Below are 23,435 nucleotides of genomic sequence, written 5' to 3'. Positions count from 1 at the left end.
AAATTGCTTTGAGTTTGAGTTTGTTGATAAGTAGCCGGCACTAATTAGTTAGAGCCGGCTTTCTTTTATCCCCATAGATCGTATCTTATCGGGGTCATCATCAAGATAGGTTTGATTGAAGATCCCTGAAAACTCATAAATAAATCCTTAAAGCTTCTACAATAGATCCAGAAATATTCCCTAATACGTAGTTAAACTGATAATATTCGAAGAAAACGGTAACAATTTTTCTTCACCATGGAGAAAGCCTAGAGCAATCACAAAGCCAAAACCTGCAACTGTACCACCTAATTCAAATATAAGATCAGCAGTTGCCGCAGCTGTACCTCCTGTTGCAAGTAAATCATCATGAACAAACACCCTGCTTCCAGGAGCGAATGCATCAGTATGGATTTCAATCGTAGCGGTTCCGTATTCCAGTTCATAGGATTTGGTCACAATAGAAAACGGAAGTTTCCCTGGTTTCCTAACGGGCACAAAAGGTTTATTAAGCTTATTAGCCAGCATCAATCCGAACAGGAAACCCCTGCTCTCTACCCCGGCAATCACATCAATATCCAGATGAGCGAGTTTTTCAGCAAAAGCATCTACAATTTCAGTACACAGGGCCGGATCTTTAAATATAGGCGTTACGTCCTTAAATACTATTCCAGGCTTTGGAAAATCATAAATATCCCTTACAACGGATTGAATCTTTTTACTGATCATTGGAAAATTAAATAAGGTGCAATTTTAAGCAAAATTTCAGAGTTAAGAATGCTAATCTGCCTCAAATCATCTATTGAATGATATTCTCCATGCTGCTTCTTATATTGAATTAAGGCATTTATTTGCTTATAACTAAAATAGGGAAACTTTTTTAAGTCCTCAAATGTAGCCGTATTGATATTGAGCTGATGCAGGGATCCCTGTTCCACGCGTACCTGGTTCTTTATTTCTGCATACTTCAGGGAGTCGATCCCAAATACTTCCTGAAGTTGCTCTTTGGTATGAAATCCACCTAGACGGTCTCGGTATTTGGCTATTCGAACGGCCAGCACTGGTCCGATGCCTATTATATCAACTAATTGAGCAGAGTCTGCAGCATTTAATTCAACAACCCTCAGTTCTCGTTTTGCATTCGGAGGATAATTTTTCTTGACATAATGGTAATCAGGATTAGCTTTTGATCCGGCATAATCATTCCTTTTAAAAGAGGTATTATTATAAGAAGTTTCGGGAATCCGGATATAGGGTTCGAGATGAGCATATTCAAAAGTAGAAATGGAATAGATTTTTTGCAGATCTTCCTTCTTGCGAAAGCTTCCACCCTTGTCCTCATAGTGATGAATGACCTGGATCTGCTTTTCGGACAAACCTAATTTCTTCCAGTCTGCTGTGGCTAACTGGTTAGGGTTAAAAAGAAAATACTGTGCTTTTGTACGCGATGTAGAAACCGTAGATTCTGCAGAATGATTGTAACCTGGAGATCTTGTATAAGAGGAATTTGGGTTGTCTGGTGAACGTGTATACGAGGAGCTTGAATTGTCCGAGTAAGCTTCACTGCCTGTTTCCGCAAATTTGTCAGTTTCCGAAAATCGATATACAACAGGCGACTGGAACACAGCATAAACCCAGGGGAATAAAGCAATTAAACAAATAAGGATACATAAAACAAATAGTCCGTTTTGCTCCCTCTTTGAAAAACCAAAAAATGCATTTAACCACTTTTTCAATGTTCTTATATTTATACTGATTAGACAGGACAAACATAAGACCTGGAAAGCACCAGGAAAAAAAGTAAGGAATTTTATTTTATTAAATTAAAAAGTCTTCACGTGGGGGGCTGAAACAATCGATCAATACACCGGGTTCCAGACAAAGACAACCATGAATAACATGAGGAGGAATGTAATAGCCGTCACCTTATCTGATTATTTTGCGTTCATCGCCAATAGTGATTTCGAAAGAGCCACTGGCCACATAGGTTGTTTGAGAATGATAATGTTCATGTAACGTACCGATACTGCCGGCTTCAAACTTTACTTTAACCAACATCACCTTATCATCATGACCGAACATTTGCCTTTGAATACCTTCTCCAGCGTTTTTCCAAGCGATATCCTGGGCAAACTGATAAACTTCACTATGTATCATACCTATTTAAACCAGGAAATGTATTTACTTTTAAAACAAAACAGATGCGGGCATCCTATTTATGTTAAACGCTAAATATATAGATTAAACAATCGACTTCCAGAGCAGATCTTTCAGTTCCTGAATTCCTTTTTGAGCTACAGATGAAATAAACACATAAGGCAGATCAGGAACCTCCTTAGCCATTTCTGCTGTTAGTTCCTCATCGAGCAAATCCGACTTACTGATGGCCAGTATCCGGGGTTTATGCATCAATTCCGGATTGTAATCCTCCAGTTCAGCAAGTAAAATATTATATTCTTCGGTAATTGTACGTTTCGTATCAGCAGGAACCATAAAAAGCAGCACTGAATTTCGTTCAATATGGCGCAAAAAGCGAAGGCCTAACCCCTTTCCTTTAGAAGCACCTTCAATTATTCCTGGTATATCGGCCATGACAAAGGAACGATTATCACGGTAAGCTACGATCCCCAGATTAGGCACTAAAGTGGTAAATTCATAATTTGCTATCTCAGGTTTAGCTGCTGATACAACAGATAAAAGAGTTGACTTCCCTACGTTGGGGAAACCTACAAGACCTACATCAGCCAGAACTTTAAGCTCCAGAATGACCCACTCTTCTTTACCTGCTTCGCCCGGTTGTGCGTAACGTGGTGTTTGATTGGTTGGCGTTTTAAAATGAGAGTTACCTTGTCCGCCACGACCACCTTTTGTTAAAATTTCAGTTTGACCGTCTGTAGTAATCTCATATAAGATTTCACCGGTTTCCGAATCCCTGGCAATGGTTCCTAAGGGAACTTCCAACCATTCATCTCTACCCGTTTTACCACTGCTTAAAGAACTCGAGCCGCAGTCTCCATCACCTGCAATAACGTGCTTACGGTATTTCAGGTGAAGCATAGTCCACAATTGGCTATTGCCCTTTAACATTACATGTCCCCCTCGTCCACCATCTCCACCATCCGGTCCTCCTTTAGAGGTTAGGATATCACGGTGTAAATGAGCAGAACCTCCACCACCACGACCAGAGCGACAACATATCTTCACATAATCAACAAAGTTGGATCCCTGGGACATATAAAATTCAGTTTAAGAAAACTATTATTTAATTAAAGCTATTGGTAACCGTTGCGATAGAAGCAAATATTTCATCTACGCTACCGATGCCGTTTACACTTTGAAACTTGTTCTGTGCTTTGTAAAAGTTAGCAACAGGAGCGGTTTTGTTATTGTACTCCTCGATACGTTTACCAATTATTTCAGGATTTGCATCATCAGGTCTGCCAGATTCTTTTCCACGTAATAAAAGACGTTTTTTAAGTTCCTCGTTGTCCACAATTAATGCAATCATTCCTGAAATAGCAGTATGCTTTGTTTCAAGAAGTTGATCTAATGCTTCAGCTTGAGCTACCGTACGTGGGAAACCATCAAAAATAAATCCTTTGGCTTCTTTATTGGAATCAAGCTTATTGCTGATCATACCAATAACAACTGCATCTGGCACAAGAACGCCCTGGTCCATCAGCTTTTTAGCTTCCAGTCCTAATTCAGTACCTTGTGTGATTTCATTTCTTAGAATGTCTCCTGTGGATAGGTGTACAAGCTGATATTTTTCAATAAGCTTTTGGGATTGGGTTCCTTTACCGGCTCCCGGAGGGCCAAATAATACGAGATTTAGCATCTGGGTTATTTTTAAATTTTAAAAGCCTCTCCGTTAACTGAAAAGGCTTTTGAATTTGATTGTGGACTTGAAGGGAGTCGAACCCCCAACCTCCTGATCCGTAGTCAGGTGCTCTATCCAATTAAGCTACAAGTCCGTTTGCTAATGGAATGCAAAGATAGAAGTTCTTTCTAGAATCCCTAAATAAAATTCAAAAAACAAGGCTTTAAATCAATAAAACCTTGTAATTGATTAATTATCAAAGCAATAAAGCCATCAGAATAAACATTAAGGATTATGAGAAGGGCCTTTACCAGGTTTGGATATAGATTCTCTCATATCTGTATCCGATTTCAGATTCTCTAATTTGTAATAATCCATGATACCCAGGTTACCAGAACGGAAAGCTTCAGCAATAGCCAGTGGCAATTGCGCCTCTGCTTCAATTACTTTAGCTCTCGCTTCCTGTGCTTTAGACCGCATTTCCTGTTCGGAAGCAACAGCCATAGCCCTACGCTCTTCAGCACGTGCGTTAGCCACCTTTAAATCAGCTTCTGCCTGGTCGGTTTGCAATTTGGCACCAATATTTTCGCCAATATCAATATCCGCGATATCTATGGAAAGGATTTCAAATGCTGTTCCGCTATCAAGACCTTTACCCAATACCGTCTTGGAGATCCGATCCGGGTTTTCAAGTACTTCTTTATGGTTTACAGCAGAACCGATGGTAGTTACGATACCTTCGCCTACACGAGCTAAAATAGTTTCCTCTCCTGCCCCACCTACCAGCTGGTTGATATTGGCACGAACGGTAACTCTTGCTTTGGCAATTAACTGAATTCCATCTTTCGCTACTGCAGCTACAGGAGGGGTATTGATTACACGGGGATTAACAGATAACTGTACGGCGTCAAATACATCCCTGCCAGCCAAGTCAATGGCAGTAGCGAGTTTAAAGGTAAGGGGAATGTTGGCCTTATCAGCAGAAATAAGTGCTTTAATCACATTATTCACGTTTCCTCCTGCTAGAAAGTGTGTTTCAATTTCATTAGAGGAAATATTAAGACCCGCTTTTGTGGAGATGATCATGGCATTGGTGACTAATGAAGGCGGAACTTTACGTAAACGCATGAGAAACAAGTTAAGAAGACTGATCTTCACCCCTGATAACTGGGCGGTAAACCATAAGTTCACCGGCAAAAGGTAAAAGCAAAAGTAAATCGCTGCTACGACTCCTACTACTACCATTATTAATTGAACATTATTAGGATCCATTATTTATAATTAATTAGTGATTGCTTTTTTGATTGCATCAAAGTTAGGAAGTTCTGATGCGGCTTCCAGAACCTCTGCATATAGTATAGTCTGATTTTCGTCGATAACAAATGCAGCTCTTTTTGCTACACCTTTTAATCCGAACACAAAATCTTCATAATATGCACCGTATGCCTGTGAAGTTTCTTTGTTAAAATCAGATAATAAAGGGAACTGGTAGTGGTTGTCTTCCTTAAACTTGGCCAGAGTAAAGGGTGAATCGACAGAAATAGCTACAATCTCTGCTCCCAATCCTTCGTAATAGCCAAAAGAATCGCGCATGGTGCAGAGTTGTTCGGTGCATACTCCTGTAAATGCCATAGGAAAGAAATGTATAATCAACTTTTTGGAAGAGTAATCGCTTAATGAGACTTCTTTCAGCTCTGAGCTGTACAATTTAAAGTCGGGTGCTTTTTGTCCAGGTGTTAATGTCATATTAAAAAATTTAATGTCAATGTAAGCTTTGGATAAACTGACTCTGGCTAATATAGGTAAATTTATATATGGAGTATGATATAAAGCAACAATGATACATCGGGAATTGATGCATCAAAAGAATAAAAAGGAAGCTTATTTTAAGAATTTTTAACGGATGGACCTTTTTTTACGGTTCCGAATGTAGCAACTAAAAGAATGAGAATAGCAGTCACAATAGCCAATACCCATGGTTCATTGTACCATACGTAGGAAAAAGAAGTAAAAATATTTTCCGGAGATTTCCCTTTATCAGGAGAAGATGACTGTATTTGAAAAGCGAGAAGGCCTAAAAACAAATAAAAACATGCAAATAATATAAATGCTTTGTCCCTTATTAAAACTCTCCACTTCATTGTTTATATGCTCTGTATGTCTATTTAGAACACTAAAAAAATGGATAGGTTTTAAGAAAAAAGCATTAACTGACAGATCTTAAAAATCTTTTGAGTGAAGTCATTTTATTTTCAAAGATTAAAACGTATTATTGCAAACCCAAAAATGAGACCAAAAACGGGCTTAAACATTGATTAATAACGCATTTTATTTCTAAATCATATGCCAAGCACTGGAAAAATAACGCAAATCATCGGAGCCGTAGTTGACGTAAGCTTCTCCAATGACGCGAAACTCCCAAAAATTTACAATGCACTGGAAATCACTAAAGACAACGGAAAGAAAGTAATTCTTGAAGTTCAGAATCATCTTGGTGAGGACCGTGTACGTGCCATAGCAATGGATTCCACCGATGGACTGTTGCGTGGTATGCCTGTTATTGACACAGGATTTCCTATCAGAATGCCTGTAGGTGAAGACATTAAAGGTAGAGTTTTTAATGTTGTAGGTGATGCTATTGATGGTATCCCTGACCTGGACAAATCAAATGGTCGTCCGATCCACAGTCATCCACCCCGTTTTGAAGATCTTTCAACAGAATCTGAAGTTCTTTTTACCGGTATCAAAGTAATCGATTTATTAGAACCTTATTCTAAAGGTGGAAAAATCGGATTGTTTGGTGGAGCTGGAGTTGGTAAAACTGTATTGATACAGGAATTGATCAACAACATTGCAAAAGCATACGAAGGTTTATCCGTATTTGCAGGAGTTGGAGAACGTACACGTGAAGGAAACGACTTACTTCGTGAAATGCTTGAATCCGGTATCATAAAATATGGTGACGCATTCATGGAAGGCATGGAAAAAGGAGAATGGCCTTTAGACAAGATTGACTTTAACGAATTGAAAGATTCGAAATGTACATTCGTGTTTGGCCAGATGAATGAGCCTCCTGGTGCACGTGCTCGTGTTGCACTTTCCGGTTTAACTCTTGCGGAATATTTTCGTGATGGAGATGGCGAAGGTCAGGGACGTGATATTTTGTTCTTCATTGACAATATATTCCGTTTTACTCAGGCAGGATCTGAGGTATCAGCGCTATTAGGACGTATGCCATCAGCAGTAGGTTATCAACCAACACTGGCAACAGAAATGGGTTTGATGCAGGAACGTATTACTTCCACTAAACATGGATCTATTACATCTGTACAGGCTGTTTATGTACCCGCGGATGATTTAACTGACCCTGCACCGGCAACAACATTTGCCCACCTTGATGCTACTACTGTATTATCACGTAAAATTGCGGAACTAGGAATTTATCCTGCAGTGGATCCATTGGATTCTACCTCACGGATTCTTAGCCCAATGATTTTGGGTGATGAGCATTACAATACTGCACAACGTGTTAAAGAAATCCTTCAACGTTATAAAGAACTTCAGGATATCATCGCAATCTTAGGAATGGATGAGTTATCAGAAGAAGATAAATTAGTTGTAGGTCGTGCCCGTCGTGTTCAACGTTTCTTGTCTCAACCTTTCCACGTTGCAGAACAGTTTACTGGTCTTAAAGGTGTATTGGTAGATATTAAGGATACAATCAAAGGTTTCAATATGATTATGGATGGTGAAGTGGATGAATATCCTGAAGCTTCCTTTAATCTTGTTGGTAGCATTGAAGAAGCGATAGAAAAAGGTAAGAAATTACTTGCTGAAGTATATTAATTGCAATTATGACATTAGAAATCTTAACACCAGATCAAACTGTATATAAAGGAGAGGTTACCTCTGTAACTGTTCCCGGTGCACTTGGTTCTTTTGAAGTACTTAATAATCACGCTCCGATAATTTCTATTCTGGAAGATGGAAAAGTTATTATCCGAGAAGGTAAGACCGAACAAATCTATCAGATTAAAGGTGGTGTTGTTGAAGTCATAGATAACAAAGTTATTGTTCTCGCTGAAGGAGTGGTTACCTAAGTTTCTTCCCTGAAATAACAAACCGGATGATTCAATTCATCCGGTTTTTTTTTGCAATTTTTCCTGCATTCTGCTCCTTTTAAGAAGAAATTGGTCTGGATTTAACAAGTAACATAGACCGAAAACCATATACCAGAATCAGTTTTGGTATATCTCATCCAAATTTTTCTTACTACGAATAGCAATAATTCAATATTTAATTCTTAATATTAGTATTAATTAAAATATAATTCTTATTTTAATTATTTACAATACCCTATTGACTATAAAACAACTTGTGCTTACCTTGAGTATTATTAATATTCAGGAAAACGATTGACGATCTTAATACAGATTGGAATACTCCCGAATTGATTATTTATTATGGCGACATTAACAAATACAACAGAACCCACTACAGAAACGGAAGAATTGAACCGTTTCAGTAAAACCCTTACACAAGACCCGACTCAGCCGGCTGCTCAAGCCATGCTTTATGGAATTGGTTTAACAGATGAGGATATGGACAAAGCCCAGGTCGGAATTGTGAGTATGGGTTATGATGGCAATACCTGTAATATGCATTTGAATGGACTTGCCGCCATTGTAAAAGAAGGCGTATGGAAAGAAAACCTGGTAGGATTAATTTTTCATACTATCGGTGTTAGTGATGGAATGAGTAATGGTACCGAGGGAATGCGTTATTCTTTAGTGAGCCGCGATCTGATTGCAGATTCTATTGAAGCCGTTTGTGGTGCTCAATATTATGATGGCTTAATTGCTCTTCCGGGTTGTGATAAAAACATGCCTGGATCTATTATGGCAATGGGCCGTTTAAATCGTCCTGCTATTATGGTTTATGGTGGCACAATTGCACCAGGTCATTATAAAGGTGAAGACCTGAATATCGTATCTGCATTTGAAGCGCTTGGAAAGAAGATTGCAGGAGAAATGGATGAGATCGACTTTAAAGAAATAATTAAACGTGCTTGCCCGGGTGCCGGTGCTTGCGGCGGAATTTATACCGCTAATACCATGGCTTCGGTTATTGAAGCATTAGGAATGAGTTTACCTTATTCCTCTTCGAACCCGGCATTGAGCGATGCGAAGAATAAAGAGTGCCTGGATGCTGGTAAAGCAATCAAAAATTTACTTGAATTAAATATTAAGCCAAAGGACATCATGACTAGGGAGGCATTTGAAAATGCTATAGTTCTTTTGATGGTTCTTGGTGGTTCTACCAATGCGGTATTGCATCTGATTGCCATGGCTGCTAGTGTGGACATAGAATTGACTCAGGATAATTTCCAGGAAGTGAGTAACAGAATTCCTGTTCTTGCAGATATGAAACCAAGTGGAAAATACATGATGGAGGATCTTCACAATATGGGCGGTGTACCGGCTGTGATGAAATATCTGCTTGATCTGGGTTGGTTGAATGGTGATTGCATCACTTGTACAGGAAAAACTATCGCTGAAAATTTGGCTGATGTACCTGCAATTGATTTTGAGAACCAAAAGGTTATCCTTCCTATTGAAACACCTGTAAAAGCAACCGGACATTTACAGATCTTATACGGGAACCTTGCTCAAGGTGGTAGTGTGGCTAAGATCAGTGGTAAAGAAGGAGAACGTTTCGAAGGTCCGGCCCGCGTATTTGATGGTGAGTTTGAATTAATTCATGGCATAAGCAATGGTCGTGTGCAACATGGTGATGTTGTCGTGATCCGTAATGTTGGTCCAAGAGGTGCTCCCGGCATGCCGGAGATGTTAAAACCAACGTCAGCATTGATCGGTGCAGGTTTAGGTAAAACTATTGCGCTAATTACTGACGGACGTTTTAGTGGAGGAACTCATGGTTTTGTAGTGGGTCATATTACTCCTGAAGCTTTTGATGGTGGTTTAATTGGCCTGGTTCAGGATAATGATATTATTGATGTGAATGCTGTAGACAGAAGCATCACACTTAAAGTTTCCGAAGAGGAAATTGCTAAAAGAAGAGCGGCCTGGTCTCAACCTGAGTTAAAGGTTAAAAAAGGACTTCTTTATAAATATGCTAAACAGGTAAGTAATGCTGCACTTGGATGTGTAACAGATCTTTAAATAATAAACAACAAAACTATTAACCGAAAGTAAAAAGGGCCTGAATGGATTTAATTATGGAAACAGCACAACAGGAAGTATTGTCCGAGCAAAAAACAAACCCTGGAATTGAAATGAAGGGGTCCGCTGCTTTATTAGAAGGGCTTCTTGCAGAGGGGGTAGATACTATATTTGGTTATCCGGGGGGAGCAATCATGCCTATATATGATGCGCTATATGATTATATGGATAAATTAAAGCATATCCTGGTTCGTCACGAGCAGGGAGGAATTCATGCTGGACAGGGTTATGCACGCGCATCAGGAAAAGTAGGGGTGGTTTTTGCAACTAGTGGTCCTGGGGCTACCAATCTGGTAACCGGATTAGCTGATGCTCAGATTGACAGCACTCCGCTTGTTTGTATTACCGGTCAGGTATTTGCTCATCTTTTAGGTACAGATGCTTTTCAGGAAATCGATATCATCAATATCACTTCTCCGATCACAAAGTGGAATTACCAGATCACAGATGCTACAGAGATACCCGAGATACTGGCGAAGGCTTTTTATATTGCCAGAAGTGGCCGTCCGGGTCCTGTACTAATTGATATTACCAAGAATGCTCAGCTTCAAAAATTCAATTTTGAGGGTTATAAACCTTGTGCTCATATCAGGAGTTACAGGCCAAAACCTATTGTCAGGAAAGAATATATTGCAGAGGCTGCAGCACTTATAAATGCGGCTAAAAAACCGTTTGTGTTATGGGGACAGGGTGTTTTATTAGGTAGAGCTGAACAAGAATTCAAGGCATTTATTGAAAAAACAGGGATTCCTTCTGCCTGGACAATATTAGGTGCTGGAGCGATACCAAGTGATCACCCTTTAAATGTAGGGATGCTGGGGATGCATGGTAATTATGGTCCGAATGTATTGACAAATGAATGTGATGTGCTGATTGCTATAGGGATGCGGTTTGATGACCGTGTAACAGGGCGTTTAGATAAGTATGCGAAACAGGCTAAAGTGATCCATCTGGACATTGATCCTGCTGAGATAGATAAAAATGTACAATCTACGGTGCCTGTTTGGGGTGATTGTAAGGAAACACTGCCCCTATTGATGGATGCTTGTGATGCGAAACAACATTCGGAATGGATGGAAAAATTCAGAGGTTTCGAAAGAGAGGAACATGCTGAAGTAATCGATAATGAATTATTTCCAACTACAGGCGAACTGACCATGGCTGAAGTTATTCAAGTATTGAATGAACTGACTAAGGGAGAGGCTATCATTGTATCGGACGTAGGACAGCATCAGATGATTGCATGCCGTTATGGTAAATTCAACAAAACCAGGAGTAACATTACGAGTGGCGGACTTGGAACAATGGGTTTTGCATTACCTGCTGCCATTGGTGCCAAATTTGGTGCATTAGATCGAACAGTAGTCGCAGTTATAGGAGATGGTGGCATACAGATGAACATACAGGAGCTTGGAACCATCATGCAATGTGGAATTGATGTGAAGATCATCGTTTTGAATAACCAGTTTTTGGGAATGGTACGCCAGTGGCAAGAGTTGTTTCAGGAAAAGCGCTATTCATTTGTTGACATAACAAGTCCGGATTATATTAAGGTAGCAGATGCTTACGGCATACCGGGAAGCAGTGTTTCCAAGAGAGAAGATTTGCGGACAGCATTGCAAACTATGTTGAATACCAATGGATCTTACTTCCTTGAAGTAATGGTAACGAAGGAAAATAATGTATTTCCAATGGTGCCACAAGGCTGTAGTGTAAGCGAAATAAGACTTAAATAATAGTAGAACCTTGCGTTATGAGTGATCAGAATCAAAAAGAAATAAGCATAGTTAAGCAGGAATATAACATTACTGTTTACACTGAAAACCAGATTGGTCTTCTAGGTCGTATTGCGATAATTTTTACACGGAGAAAGATTAATATAGAAAGTTTAAACACATCGCCCTCAGAGATTGAAAGTATTCACCGATTCAATATCGTGATTACTGAAACGGAAGATGTGGTGAGGAAAGTAACACGGCAGATTGAAAAGCAGGTAGAAGTTTTGAAGGTATATTACAATACCAACGAGGATATCATCTGGCAGGAAATGGCTTTATATAAAGTCCCTACTGATATCATTGCTGAAAAAGCATTGGTAGAACGGTTACTGCGTGAAAATGGTGCAAGGGCTGTTGTGATCCGGAAAGATTACACGGTATTTGAAACCACGGGACACCGATCAGAAACAGATGCTCTTATCATAGCTTTACAGCCATTCGGGCTGATTGAATTTGTACGGAGTGCGCGAATTTCTATTATTAAAGACAGTGATGGCTTTAACCGGAAGTTGCGCGAATTTGAGCGAATCGAACCAGGACAGGATGTGATTGAAAATGAGTTTCTCAATAGCAGAGACAAGGTATTCAGCATGTAATTGCTCTTTGGAATAATATTATAACAAAAACAAACAATAGCTTAACAGCAAAAACAAAAAATCATGGCAAAATTAAATTTCGGCGGTGTTGAAGAAAATGTAGTAACCCGCGAAGAGTTTCCTTTATCTAAAGCACAAAAAGTACTTCAAAATGAAACAGTAGCTGTAATTGGTTATGGAGTACAAGGTCCAGGACAAGCGCTTAATCAAAGAGATAATGGAATCAACGTGATCGTTGGTCAACGTAAGAATTCAAAATCATGGGATAAAGCAGTAAAAGACGGATTTGTACCGGGAGAGACTCTTTTCGAAATTGAAGCTGCGTTAGAAAAAGGAACTATCATTTGCTACTTGTTAAGTGATGCAGCACAGATTGAGCTTTGGCCAACTGTTAAAAAGCACCTTACTCCAGGTAAAGCTTTATATTTTTCACACGGGTTTGGTATTACTTTTAATGAGCAAACCGGTATCATCCCTCCTGCTGGAGTTGACGTATTTTTAGTAGCTCCAAAAGGATCAGGTACTTCATTACGCCGTATGTTCCTTGAAGGTCGCGGATTGAATTCAAGTTATGCTATTTTCCAGGATGCTACAGGTAATGCATTTGAGCGCGTTGTTGCTTTGGGTATTGCAGTAGGTAGTGGATATTTATTTGAAACCAACTTTAAGAAAGAAGTGTATTCTGACCTTACAGGTGAACGTGGTACATTAATGGGTTGTATTCAGGGAATTTTCTCAGCTCAGTATGAAGTATTAAGAAGTAAAGGACACAGTCCTTCTGAAGCTTTCAATGAAACTGTAGAGGAGCTGACTCAATCATTGATGCCTTTAGTTGCTGAAAACGGTATGGATTGGATGTATGCAAATTGTTCCACTACTGCTCAGCGTGGTGCTTTGGATTGGTGGAAGAAATTTAGAGATGCAACTAAACCTGTATTCGAAGAGTTATATGAAAGTGTTGCTACCGGTAAGGAATCTCAGCGTTCAATTGATTTGAACAGTCAACCAGATTACCGTGAGAAATTGGATGCAGAATTAACTGAACTTCGCGAAAGTGAAATATGGCAATCAGGTAAAACTGTAAGAAGTTTACGCCCTGAAAACCAATCAGTAGAAGCATAAGACTACAAAAAGTAAAGCAATACTTAGCTTCAGGCTAAGTATTGCTTTCTAATAAAAAATCACAAATAAATACTGAAGTCCTGTCTGAAGACATGGCTATAAAGCAAATAGAATGTTACACGATCCTAATCGTATATTTATTTTTGACACCACACTTCGTGATGGAGAACAAGTACCAGGTTCACAATTAACTACCCGGGAAAAGATTGTTATCGCTGAAGCATTGCAATCTCTGGGTGTAGATGTTATTGAGGCTGGGTTCCCTATTTCGAGTCCAGGAGACTTTAAAAGTGTAGTTGAGCTATCAAAGATTATACGCGACCCTATTATTTGTGCATTAACCCGTGCAAACAAAGGAGACATTGATTGTGCCGTAGAAGCATTAAAACATGCCCGTCATCCACGTATCCATACAGGGATAGGCGCATCTGATATGCATATCAAATACAAGTTCAATAGTACAAGAGAAGAGATAATTGAGCGTGCTGTAGAGTCTGTAAAATATGCAAAGAAATTTGTAGAGGACATTGAATTCTATGCAGAAGATGCAGGAAGAGCTGATAATGCGTATCTGGCTCAGATGATTGAAGCCGTAATTGCAGCAGGTGCTACGGTAGTGAATATCCCCGATACAAACGGATATTGTCTCCCGGAACAATATGGCTCCAAGATTCTGTATCTGAAAGAAAATGTAAAAAATATTGATCAGGCAATTATATCCGTTCATTGTCATAACGATCTGGGCTTAGCAACTGCTAACACAATAGTAGGTTTACAAAATGGGGCACGCCAGGTAGAATGTACCATTAATGGTATAGGCGAACGTGCAGGGAATACTTCATTAGAAGAAGTAGTGATGATTTTAAAAACGCACAAATCCCTTAATCTAACGAATAGAATTAATACCAAACATATATATGAACTGAGTGGCATGGTAAGCAGAATGATGCGCATGCCGGTTCAAGCAAATAAAGCGATTGTTGGGAAGAATGCTTTTGCCCATAGTTCTGGTATCCATCAGGATGGTGTACTGAAGCATCGTGAAAATTATGAAATAATTAATCCTGAAGATGTTGGGATTGATCAATCGGAAATAATTTTAACAGCCCGCAGTGGCAGACATGCACTTAAACATCATTTAGAGCGATTGGGTTATGCTAATGACCGCCTTGATCTGGATCAGGTTTACCAACGTTTTCTAACGATGGCTGACGCTAAAAAAGAAATTAAGGATGATGACATTTTATTTCTAATGGGTGTTGAAGCGGAAGTGAATTATAAAAACGGAGTAAAAATCAATTCATTGCTGGTTACTTGTGGTAATGAGACTGAACCTTCAGCTGAAATAAACTTAAACTATAAAGGTACTGAGCATAAGGCTACCGCTTATGGAAACGGTCCGGTTAGTGCTACAATCAATGCCATCCAAAGCATAATGGCTTCGGATGTGGAAATAAAAGAGTTTAACATTCATTCCATTCAGGGTGGAAGTGATGATGTCAGTAAGGTAGATATGCGGGTTATTCATGAAGATAAATCGTATATGGGATATGGATTTAGCACTGATATTGTTCGTGCTTCTGCAAATGCCTATCTGGATGCTTTAAATAAATTTGTATAAACAATAAATTAATTGAGACCGACCCTTTTGGGTGTCTTGAGAATTATAAATATAAAAAAATGAGTAAGACATTATTTGACAAAGTGTGGGATACACACGTTGTGAAGAAGATTGAAGGTGGACCTGATGTATTATTTATAGACCGCCACTTGATTCATGAGGTTACAAGTCCGGTAGCTTTTTTAGGATTAAAGACAAGAGGAATTAAGGTATTATATCCGGAGCGTACATTTGCTACGGCCGATCACAATACTCCAACAATTAATCAGCATTTACCTGTTGCCGATCCTCTTTCTGCTAAACAGCTGAAAGCTTTAGAGACAAACTCTAACGAATACGGGATTAGTTACTGGGGATTGGGTCACCAGAAAAATGGTATTGTACATGTTGTAGGTCCGGAATACGGAATAACTCAACCGGGTGCCACTATTGTATGTGGTGATTCGCATACATCTACGCATGGTGCTTTTGGTGCCATCGCTTTTGGTATCGGAACATCAGAAGTAGAGATGGTACTTTCTACACAATGTATCATGCAGCCAAAGGCAAAGAGCATGAGGATCAATGTGACTGGAAAGCTAGGATTTGGTGTTACTCCAAAAGACGTTGCCTTATTTATTATATCGAAACTAACCACGTCAGGTGCTACTGGTTATTTTGTAGAATATGCTGGAGAAGTTTTTGAAAACATGAGTATGGAAGGCCGGATGACGGTTTGCAACTTAAGTATTGAAATGGGTGCCCGTGGAGGAATGATTGCTCCCGATAAAACTACATTTGAATACGTAAAAGGTCGTGAATTTACTCCTAAAGGTGAAGCATGGGATAAAGCAATGGCCTACTGGCTTACGCTTAAAACGGATGCGGATGCGACGTTTGACAAAGAATTGACTTTTGATGGATCCACTATAGAGCCAATGATTACCTATGGAACAAACCCAGGTATGGGCATGGGAATCTCGAATCATATCCCTGACGCAGAGGATGTGGAAGGTGGCGTAACTACGTATGAAAAATCTTTAAAATATATGGGATTTTCTGAGGGTGACTCCATTGTTGGAAAACCGGTAGATTTTGTATTCGTTGGTAGCTGTACCAACGGAAGGATTGAAGATTTCAGGGCATTTGCTTCATTGGTTAAGGGTAGAAAAAAGGCTGCGAATGTTACAGCCTGGTTAGTTCCCGGTTCACATATTGTGGAGGCCCAGATCAAAGAGGAAGGATTATTGGATATCTTCATTGAAGCAGGATTTACCTTGCGTCAGCCTGGTTGTTCAGCTTGTCTGGCCATGAACGATGATAAAATACCTGCAGGAAAGTATGCGGTAAGTACTTCAAACAGAAACTTTGAAGGCAGACAGGGTCCTGGTGCTAGAACAATGCTAGCCAGTCCTTTGGTTGCAGCAGCAGCAGCAGTAACAGGTGTAGTAACTGACCCAAGAACATTAATTCACGAACTAGAATTAGTTTGAGTTTCTAAGTTTAAAAATTCAAGAAATGGCATACGATAATTTTAATATATTAAAAAGTACAGCAGTTCCTCTTCCTATTGAAAATGTGGATACGGATCAACTTATCCCGGCACGTTTTTTAAAAGCTACCGAGCGAGTTGGATTCGGAGATAACCTTTTCCGTGATTGGCGCTATAATGCAGATAACACACCAAAACAAGACTTCGTTCTTAATAACCCTGTTTACAGTGGTAAGATATTAGTTGGAGGTAAAAATTTCGGTTCAGGTTCTTCCAGAGAGCATGCAGCATGGGCAGTTTATGATTATGGTTTCAGATGTGTGGTATCCAGCTTCTTTGCTGATATATTCCGGAACAACTGCTTGAACATTGGGGTATTACCTGTACAAGTTAGTCCGGAATTTTTAGAAAAAATATTCGCTGCTGTTTTCGCTGATCCAAAAGCAGAACTTGAAATAAATCTTCCTGCACAAACAATCACACTTCTTTCAACCGGAGAGCAGGAAAGCTTTGAAATTAGTCCTTATAAAAAAGATAACATGACCAATGGGTTTGATGATATTGACTATTTACAAAACATCAAGACCGAAATTCAGGAGTTTGCCTTACATCTTCCTCTTTAATAGATATGATGTTGCTAAATTAAAGTTTTAGAAAACAGAAGAGTGCTTTTCGCAGATCAATGCAGCACTCTTCCATTTTTTTAATGCTTATAGAACCGATTAAGCCATTACATGAAAAAGAGAAAAATTGAGATAATGGATACGACCTTGCGGGATGGTGAACAAACTTCGGGCGTGTCATTTTCTACTTCAGAAAAATTAACAATTAGTAAACTCCTTATTGAAGAACTAGCTGTAGACCGGGTTGAAGTTGCTTCAGCACGTGTATCAGCAGGAGAACTGGAGTCTGTTAAGGCGATTACGGAATGGGCCAGGTCCAATGGACACATTAACAAAATAGAAGTTTTATCTTTTGTCGACAATGGAACATCCATAGATTGGATGGTGAGTGCTGGGGTACAAGTGCAGAATTTATTAACCAAAGGTTCTTTAAATCATTTAACTCATCAGTTAAAAAAAACACCTACGCAACATTTTTCGGAAGTCGCTCATGTAATAAGCCTTGCCGCTTTAAAAGGCATTTCTACCAACGTGTACCTGGAAGACTGGAGTAATGGCATGCGTAATTCGCAGGAATATGTGCTAGAGTATTTAGATTTTTTAACTACTCAGAAGATTGAACGCGTTCTATTACCAGATACATTAGGTGTGCTATCACCATCGGAGACCTTTAGTTTTATTGCTGGTTTGAAGTTAAGGTATCCCCTTTTCCATTTTGATTTTCATGCACATAACGATTATGATCTGGGCAATGCAAATGTATTAGAAGCGGTTAAAGCAGGAGCTGATGGATTACATTTGACGGTAAATGGAATGGGAGAAAGGGCTGGCAACGCGTCTATGGCTAGTGCTATTGCGGTAATCAAAGATTTTCTTCCTGAAATTGAAGTATCAATAGAGGAATCTTCGATCTATAAAGTGAGTAAGCTGGTGGAAACATTCTCTGGGGTTCGAATCCCGGCTAATAAACCTATTGTAGGGGATAACGTTTTTACTCAAACGGCAGGGATTCATGCAGACGGCGATAATAAGAACAATCTTTATTTTAATGATTTGCTGCCTGAACGGTTTGGGAGAAAACGTAAATATGCCTTAGGAAAAACATCAGGCAAAGCCAACATTGAAAGGAACCTTCAGGAGTTGGGTCTTCGGTTAAATGATGATGAAATAAAAAAGGTGACTCAGCGTGTCATCGAACTAGGCGACAAAAAGGAAACGGTAACGATGGAAGACCTTCCATATATCATTTCGGACGTCCTTGATAGTAATACTTATGAAGACAAGGTGATTATTGAGTCCTATGTTTTAACAAATTCAAAAGGACTTCGACCATCAGCGACTATATGTGTACGCATTCATGGAGAACTATTTGAAGAAAGTGCACAAGGAGATGGACAGTTCGATGCATTCATGAAAGCGCTGACTAAAATTTACGTAATGAAAAATCTTTGTTTACCAAAACTTATAGATTACGCGGTAAGAATAGCTCCCGGGAGTCATTCAGATGCCTTATGTGAAACGATTATCACATGGGAAACCATACATAAAACCTTTATCACCAGAGGATTAGATTCGGACCAAACGGTATGTGCCATTAAATCGACACAGAAGATGTTAAATATCATCTAGCCTTCAATACTTAACAAGAATAACTTAAATAAAAATGAAATTAAATATAGCTCTTTTAGCAGGAGATGGAATAGGACCTGAAGTAATAGACCAGGCTGTAAAAGTAGTCAATGCAGTAGCCATTAAATTTAAACATGAGGTAAACTGGACCTCCGCCTTAACTGGTGCTGCAGCTATAGATGCTGTTGGTGAGCCCTATCCCGATGAAACACATGCTGTTTGCATGGCAGCAGATGCTGTTTTATTCGGTGCTATCGGTCATCCCCGTTATGATAATGATCCTAAAGCAACTGTGCGTCCGGAACAAGGTTTGTTAAAAATGCGTCAGAAATTAGGCTTATTTGCAAATGTTCGTCCAACATTTACTTTCCCTTCTTTAATCGATAACTCTCCTTTAAAAAGAGAACGGATTGAAGGCACCGATTTAATCATTCTAAGAGAATTAACGGGTGGTATCTATTTTGGCGAAAGAGGCCGTAAAGATGATGGGAATACCGCATTTGATACTTGTACTTACACAAGAGTTGAAGTGCAGCGTTTAGCTAAGCTTGGTTTTGAAATGGCAATGAACCGAAGTAAAAAATTATGCTGTGTGGATAAAGCAAACGTTCTGGAGTCCTCCCGTTTATGGAGAGAAACTGTTCAGGCGATGGAAAAAGAGTATCCTGAAGTGAAAGTAAGCTACGAATTTGTAGATGCTGTAGCGATGCGCCTGGTTCAATGGCCAAGTTCATATGATGTATTAATCACTGAAAATCTATTTGGCGATATCTTAACAGATGAAGCTTCAGTTATATCGGGTTCAATGGGATTAATGCCTTCCTCTTCAATTGGGCTACATACTTCATTATTTGAGCCTATACATGGTTCATATCCTCAGGCAGCAGGTCTGGATATTGCAAATCCATTAGCCACAGTTTTATCCGCTGCTATGATGTTTGAAGATGCTTTCGGTTTGAAAGAAGAAGCAGAATTAATCAGGGCGGTTGTAAACAAATCTTTAGATGAAGGTATTGTGACTGAAGATATAGTGGTTAAAGGCAAAAAAGCGTATAAAACTACTGAAGTGGGTGATTGGTTAGCTGCTAACATAGCATAATTTCAAAAGTTAATTTGAATTAAACTTGTTAATAGCTAATAAATCAAAACGGAGTAGACCCAATTCTAATTTCTAATCATTAAGGCTGTTCCAGTATTGGGACAGCCTTTCTTTTTATAATAAAAGCTGCAGATATCTCATATTACTGTTTAAATTTGCTTCTTCGATTCATAAATATATACATGTCAGATCTTGAAGTTAAATTCAACCCGGAAATAGCTGCTGAACGGTTAAAAGAAGTAATCAAACGCACTCCATTAATATACAATTCCAGACTATCAGTTAAATACGATTGCGAAGTATATCTCAAAAGAGAGGATTTGCAAATAGTACGATCTTATAAGCTCAGAGGAGCCTATAACATGATCGTTCAGCTTTCTACAGAGCAGCTTTCAAAGGGTGTAGTATGTGCTAGTGCAGGAAATCATGCTCAAGGTGTTGCTTTCTCCTGCAGAAAGTTAAATACACGTGGCGTAATTTTCATGCCTGAAATAACGCCTAAACAGAAGCTTGATCAAACTATAATGTTTGGAGACGGAATGGTTGAAATTATTTTGGTGGGAGATACTTTTGATGACTGCCTTCGGGAAGCGTTGATCTATACCAAAGACCATGACATGAATTTCATACCACCATTTGACAATTATAACATCATTGAAGGTCAGGGAACGGTAGGGGTTGAAATTATGCAGGATCTTGAAGATGCAGAGGTGATATTGATCCCTATTGGCGGAGGGGGACTAGCTGCCGGCTCTGGAAGCTACTTTAAACAGAAAAACCCTACTATTAAACTACTGGGAGTTGAACCAATGGGGGCACCTTCCATGACTAAGGCTATTGAGAATGGAGGTCCTATAACCTTAGAGGAGATAAACAATTTTGTTGATGGTGCCTCTGTAAAACGCGTAGGAGAACTAACTTACTCGATCTGTAAAGAAGTACTTGAAGATATCATTCTTGTTCCGGAAGGAAAAGTTTGTACCACCATATTACAACTATATAACCAGGACGCTATTGTTGCTGAGCCTGCCGGAGCATTATCTGTCGCTGCCCTGGATCTCTGCAAAGACCAGATTAAAGGTAAAAAAGTAGTTTGTATTATCAGCGGAGGCAACAATGATATTGAACGCATGCAAGAGATAAAAGAACTTTCTTTATTGTATGAAGGGCTTAAACATTACTTTGTGATCCGTTTCCCACAACGTCCGGGTGCTTTGAAGTTATTTGTCAATCATGTATTGGGTTCAACGGATGATATTACTCGTTTTGAATTCATAAAGAAAACGCAAAGAGAGTTTGGACCTGCTTTAGTGGGAATCGAACTTAAATTTGCAGATGATTATGCTTCACTTATCCAAAGGATGGAGGCACATCGATTTGATTACAAAGAAATTAACCGGGATAAGACATTATTTGAGTATCTGGTATAGCTTAATATCTATCATTTACGGGATTCAATAATCATAAAAACGAGTCAGTTCTGCTTGTATCCAATGCCCTTTCTTATATCTGCCCGGACTTTGGCTTAATGCACGTAAAACAACTCCTTCGTACTCTAATACTAACTCTTCATAGAATCCTTTGAAAAGGCATTCTTTGATATAAAAGTTAAGTCCACGGTCGTTAAATACAATCCATTCCGGATAAATAACAATATTATCCTTTTCGGAGAAGATGCCTACTGTAGCGGCATCTTCCTTGGATAGCACATTACAGTTTGTTAATAAGGTTGCGGTATACAGTTTTTTTGGATGGTCATATAAATAAAAAGGATTCCCCTCTTCTATTAATTTCCCATCTTTAATAATCACCATGTTATCGGCGAGCGACAGACCATCAAGAGGATCATGAGATACCAGTATTACTGTGATACCTAAATAGGTTGCCATGCGTCGGATATCGGCTCTTAACTCATTTTTGAACATGGCGTCAACCTGACTAAATGGTTCATCTAAAAGGAGTACTTCCGGACCAGTAATGATTGCGCGTGCAATAGCTACACGTTGTTGCTCTCCTCCACTCAGATCTACTGCCCGCTTTTGAGCTAGATGATCAATTTTTAAAAACTCCATTACTTCAAAAGTTTTACGCTGCTTACCTTTAAGATCGGTATTGGATAACAATCCGGCTATGTTATCGTACACTTTCGCATATATATTGAGATTAAAATCCTGAGCCACGGTTTTCATAGCATCATGTCCTGGAATGAGTTTTTCTGATGGACCGGCAACATGTTTCCCCTGATAATAAACTTCACCTGAATCGGGACTCATAAGTCCTGAAATAAGCTTGATCAGTGTACTTTTCCCGCTTCCACTAGCACCTGCAATTACAGTTATAGTTCCTTGCTGTATAGTTAGACTAATAGATTCGACACCAGATAACGGTTGTGTACTATATAATTTTGTAACTTGCTTGAGCTCAATAGCAGGTTGATTTATCATGTGCAATATGAATTAAAAAAACCCTGCTGTCCTTAATCAGGAATTAGCAGGGTTATTAAGTATTTTTAAATATAAATAAAAATCAAGCTTTTAACGTATTAAAGCATAAGCATGACAAAATTTTAGCATCTGTTTCTTAGCTCATTGATTAAAACCCTAAAGATACTCCAAAGGACATATTTTGCAAACCTTCCTGACCCGGACTATTCTCAAACATATCATTAAAGTAATATTTCGCAAATAAACCTGTTCCTCCATAACCTATCCGGGCGAAAGCTCCATACCTGAATGTGGCAAAATGGTAATTATCATTGAATTTCTGTTTACCGTTCTCACTGCTTTTTTGCTTCACTTTTCCATTAAGTAAAAAGCCCATATCAGGACCAGCTATGAACCTAAACTTATTTCCACGATTATCATCCTTAGATCTCCATTCAAAAGATAGCGGTAATCGAATATAAGTAGAAGAAAATCTATTTTTATCAAACTCAATATCAGAGACCTCATAATCTAATACAGGAGAGTTTCTAATCATTGTAATATTCTTTTTTAAACGGATAAGCGTCCAATCAAAACCAGCAGATAAATATATTTTAAAACTACTATTGAACCGATAGCCGTACTGTAATAGGTCAAATCCTACTGTACTGGTTTTCCATCCATTATACTCCAGAAAATTATTTGGGTCAGACAGCGTGAAACTTCCGTTATCTACTAATTTGGAGAAGCCTAAATCAAACCTTGAAAACGTTAATCCATATATAACGCCTGGAGCCTTTCTATGCTTACTTGAGGATTCTGTATTATCTTTCTCATTTTTACCTAATGACCATTCAAAATTGACATTTTTTCTTTTTTTAATTACTGTGGTATCCGAACCAGAAGAGGATGTTATTATGGTTGTATCCGTACTTGATGAGTAATTTACAGTTGTATCAGACTTTACTGATGCAAATCCAGTTTGGATGCATAGAAGCAGCAGAGAGAATAGAATTAAAGGTTTCATAAATA

At 38.9% G+C, this 23,435-nt stretch carries 22 protein-coding genes and 1 tRNA gene; 12 read left to right on the top strand and 11 right to left on the bottom strand.

Going from position 1 to position 23,435, the window contains the following annotated elements; translation table 11 throughout:
* Window positions 1-180: 180 nt before the first annotated feature.
* From ADIARSV_RS20230 to ADIARSV_RS20190, 9 genes are all read right to left on the bottom strand, one after another.
* Complete coding sequence (locus tag ADIARSV_RS20230) at window positions 181-708, bottom strand: adenine phosphoribosyltransferase (RefSeq protein ID WP_016197558.1); 528 nt, start codon at window positions 706-708, stop codon at window positions 181-183.
* Window positions 705-1,715 carry a ComEA family DNA-binding protein gene (locus tag ADIARSV_RS20225; protein WP_040300796.1) on the bottom strand — a complete coding sequence of 337 codons (1,011 nt, stop codon included), beginning with the start codon at window positions 1,713-1,715 and terminating at the stop codon, window positions 705-707. The genes ADIARSV_RS20230 and ADIARSV_RS20225 overlap by 4 nt, the downstream gene beginning before the upstream one ends.
* Before the next feature lie 190 nt (window positions 1,716-1,905).
* Window positions 1,906-2,136, bottom strand: coding sequence for a cupin domain-containing protein (locus tag ADIARSV_RS20220; protein WP_016197555.1), 231 nt, complete (start codon window positions 2,134-2,136; stop codon window positions 1,906-1,908).
* Window positions 2,137-2,220: 84 nt separating this feature from the next.
* On the bottom strand, window positions 2,221-3,213 hold the full coding sequence (gene obgE / locus ADIARSV_RS20215; RefSeq protein ID WP_016197554.1) for a GTPase ObgE: 993 nt from the start codon (window positions 3,211-3,213) through the stop codon (window positions 2,221-2,223).
* A 28-nt stretch (window positions 3,214-3,241) separates the two neighbouring features.
* A complete protein-coding gene (locus ADIARSV_RS20210; RefSeq protein WP_016197553.1) occupies window positions 3,242-3,817 on the bottom strand; it encodes an adenylate kinase in 576 nt (191 codons plus the stop codon).
* A 62-nt stretch (window positions 3,818-3,879) separates the two neighbouring features.
* Window positions 3,880-3,953, bottom strand: a tRNA-Arg gene (locus tag ADIARSV_RS20205).
* Window positions 3,954-4,084: 131 nt separating this feature from the next.
* The gene (gene floA, locus ADIARSV_RS20200; RefSeq protein WP_040300794.1) at window positions 4,085-5,071 is read right to left on the bottom strand and encodes a flotillin-like protein FloA; all 987 of its coding nucleotides are present in this window, start codon (window positions 5,069-5,071) and stop codon (window positions 4,085-4,087) included.
* 9 nt (window positions 5,072-5,080) lie between these two features.
* Window positions 5,081-5,545, bottom strand: a complete 465-nt coding sequence (locus ADIARSV_RS20195) for a redoxin domain-containing protein (RefSeq protein ID WP_016197551.1) — start codon at window positions 5,543-5,545, stop codon at window positions 5,081-5,083.
* Window positions 5,546-5,685: 140 nt separating this feature from the next.
* Window positions 5,686-5,940, bottom strand: a complete 255-nt coding sequence (locus tag ADIARSV_RS20190; protein ID WP_040300793.1) for a hypothetical protein — start codon at window positions 5,938-5,940, stop codon at window positions 5,686-5,688.
* 202 nt (window positions 5,941-6,142) lie between these two features.
* On the opposite strand from ADIARSV_RS20190, the gene atpD reads away from it, so the two are divergent.
* The 12 genes from atpD (at window position 6,143) to ilvA (ending at window position 21,410) form a co-directional block, all read left to right on the top strand.
* Window positions 6,143-7,645, top strand: a complete 1,503-nt coding sequence (gene atpD / locus ADIARSV_RS20185; protein ID WP_016197549.1) for a F0F1 ATP synthase subunit beta — start codon at window positions 6,143-6,145, stop codon at window positions 7,643-7,645.
* A gap of 8 nt (window positions 7,646-7,653) precedes the next feature.
* Window positions 7,654-7,899 carry an ATP synthase F1 subunit epsilon gene (gene atpC / locus ADIARSV_RS20180; protein ID WP_016197548.1) on the top strand — a complete coding sequence of 82 codons (246 nt, stop codon included), beginning with the start codon at window positions 7,654-7,656 and terminating at the stop codon, window positions 7,897-7,899.
* Window positions 7,900-8,262: 363 nt separating this feature from the next.
* Complete coding sequence (gene ilvD / locus ADIARSV_RS20175) at window positions 8,263-9,981, top strand: dihydroxy-acid dehydratase (protein WP_016197547.1); 1,719 nt, start codon at window positions 8,263-8,265, stop codon at window positions 9,979-9,981.
* 44 nt (window positions 9,982-10,025) lie between these two features.
* Window positions 10,026-11,777: a biosynthetic-type acetolactate synthase large subunit gene (gene ilvB / locus ADIARSV_RS20170; protein WP_016197546.1), complete on the top strand. Its 1,752-nt coding sequence runs from the start codon at window positions 10,026-10,028 to the stop codon at window positions 11,775-11,777.
* A gap of 17 nt (window positions 11,778-11,794) precedes the next feature.
* Entirely contained in the window at window positions 11,795-12,415 is a 621-nt protein-coding gene (ilvN, locus tag ADIARSV_RS20165; RefSeq protein WP_016197545.1) for an acetolactate synthase small subunit, read from the top strand.
* Window positions 12,416-12,478: 63 nt separating this feature from the next.
* A complete protein-coding gene (gene ilvC, locus ADIARSV_RS20160) occupies window positions 12,479-13,537 on the top strand; it encodes a ketol-acid reductoisomerase (RefSeq protein ID WP_016197544.1) in 1,059 nt (352 codons plus the stop codon).
* A gap of 112 nt (window positions 13,538-13,649) precedes the next feature.
* Window positions 13,650-15,158 (top strand): 2-isopropylmalate synthase, encoded by a 1,509-nt coding sequence (locus ADIARSV_RS20155; RefSeq protein ID WP_016197543.1) that lies wholly within the window; start codon window positions 13,650-13,652, stop codon window positions 15,156-15,158.
* 59 nt (window positions 15,159-15,217) lie between these two features.
* Window positions 15,218-16,630 (top strand): 3-isopropylmalate dehydratase large subunit, encoded by a 1,413-nt coding sequence (gene leuC / locus ADIARSV_RS20150; protein WP_016197542.1) that lies wholly within the window; start codon window positions 15,218-15,220, stop codon window positions 16,628-16,630.
* A 25-nt stretch (window positions 16,631-16,655) separates the two neighbouring features.
* Window positions 16,656-17,252 (top strand): 3-isopropylmalate dehydratase small subunit, encoded by a 597-nt coding sequence (gene leuD / locus ADIARSV_RS20145; protein ID WP_016197541.1) that lies wholly within the window; start codon window positions 16,656-16,658, stop codon window positions 17,250-17,252.
* A 111-nt stretch (window positions 17,253-17,363) separates the two neighbouring features.
* Window positions 17,364-18,881: an alpha-isopropylmalate synthase regulatory domain-containing protein gene (locus ADIARSV_RS20140; RefSeq protein ID WP_016197540.1), complete on the top strand. Its 1,518-nt coding sequence runs from the start codon at window positions 17,364-17,366 to the stop codon at window positions 18,879-18,881.
* Window positions 18,882-18,915: 34 nt separating this feature from the next.
* Entirely contained in the window at window positions 18,916-19,980 is a 1,065-nt protein-coding gene (gene leuB, locus ADIARSV_RS20135) for a 3-isopropylmalate dehydrogenase (RefSeq protein WP_016197539.1), read from the top strand.
* A gap of 182 nt (window positions 19,981-20,162) precedes the next feature.
* A complete protein-coding gene (gene ilvA / locus ADIARSV_RS20130; RefSeq protein WP_016197538.1) occupies window positions 20,163-21,410 on the top strand; it encodes a threonine ammonia-lyase IlvA in 1,248 nt (415 codons plus the stop codon).
* Window positions 21,411-21,434: 24 nt separating this feature from the next.
* Here ilvA and ADIARSV_RS20125 read toward each other — a convergent pair whose 3' ends face one another.
* Entirely contained in the window at window positions 21,435-22,424 is a 990-nt protein-coding gene (locus ADIARSV_RS20125) for an ABC transporter ATP-binding protein (protein WP_016197537.1), read from the bottom strand.
* Window positions 22,425-22,572: 148 nt separating this feature from the next.
* The gene (locus ADIARSV_RS20120; RefSeq protein ID WP_016197536.1) at window positions 22,573-23,430 is read right to left on the bottom strand and encodes an outer membrane beta-barrel protein; all 858 of its coding nucleotides are present in this window, start codon (window positions 23,428-23,430) and stop codon (window positions 22,573-22,575) included.
* Window positions 23,431-23,435: the final 5 nt, after the last annotated feature.

The organism is Arcticibacter svalbardensis MN12-7, from assembly GCF_000403135.1.
Classification (GTDB): Bacteria; Bacteroidota; Bacteroidia; order Sphingobacteriales; family Sphingobacteriaceae; genus Arcticibacter; species Arcticibacter svalbardensis.
This window is presented reverse-complemented; position numbering and strand designations above follow the sequence as displayed.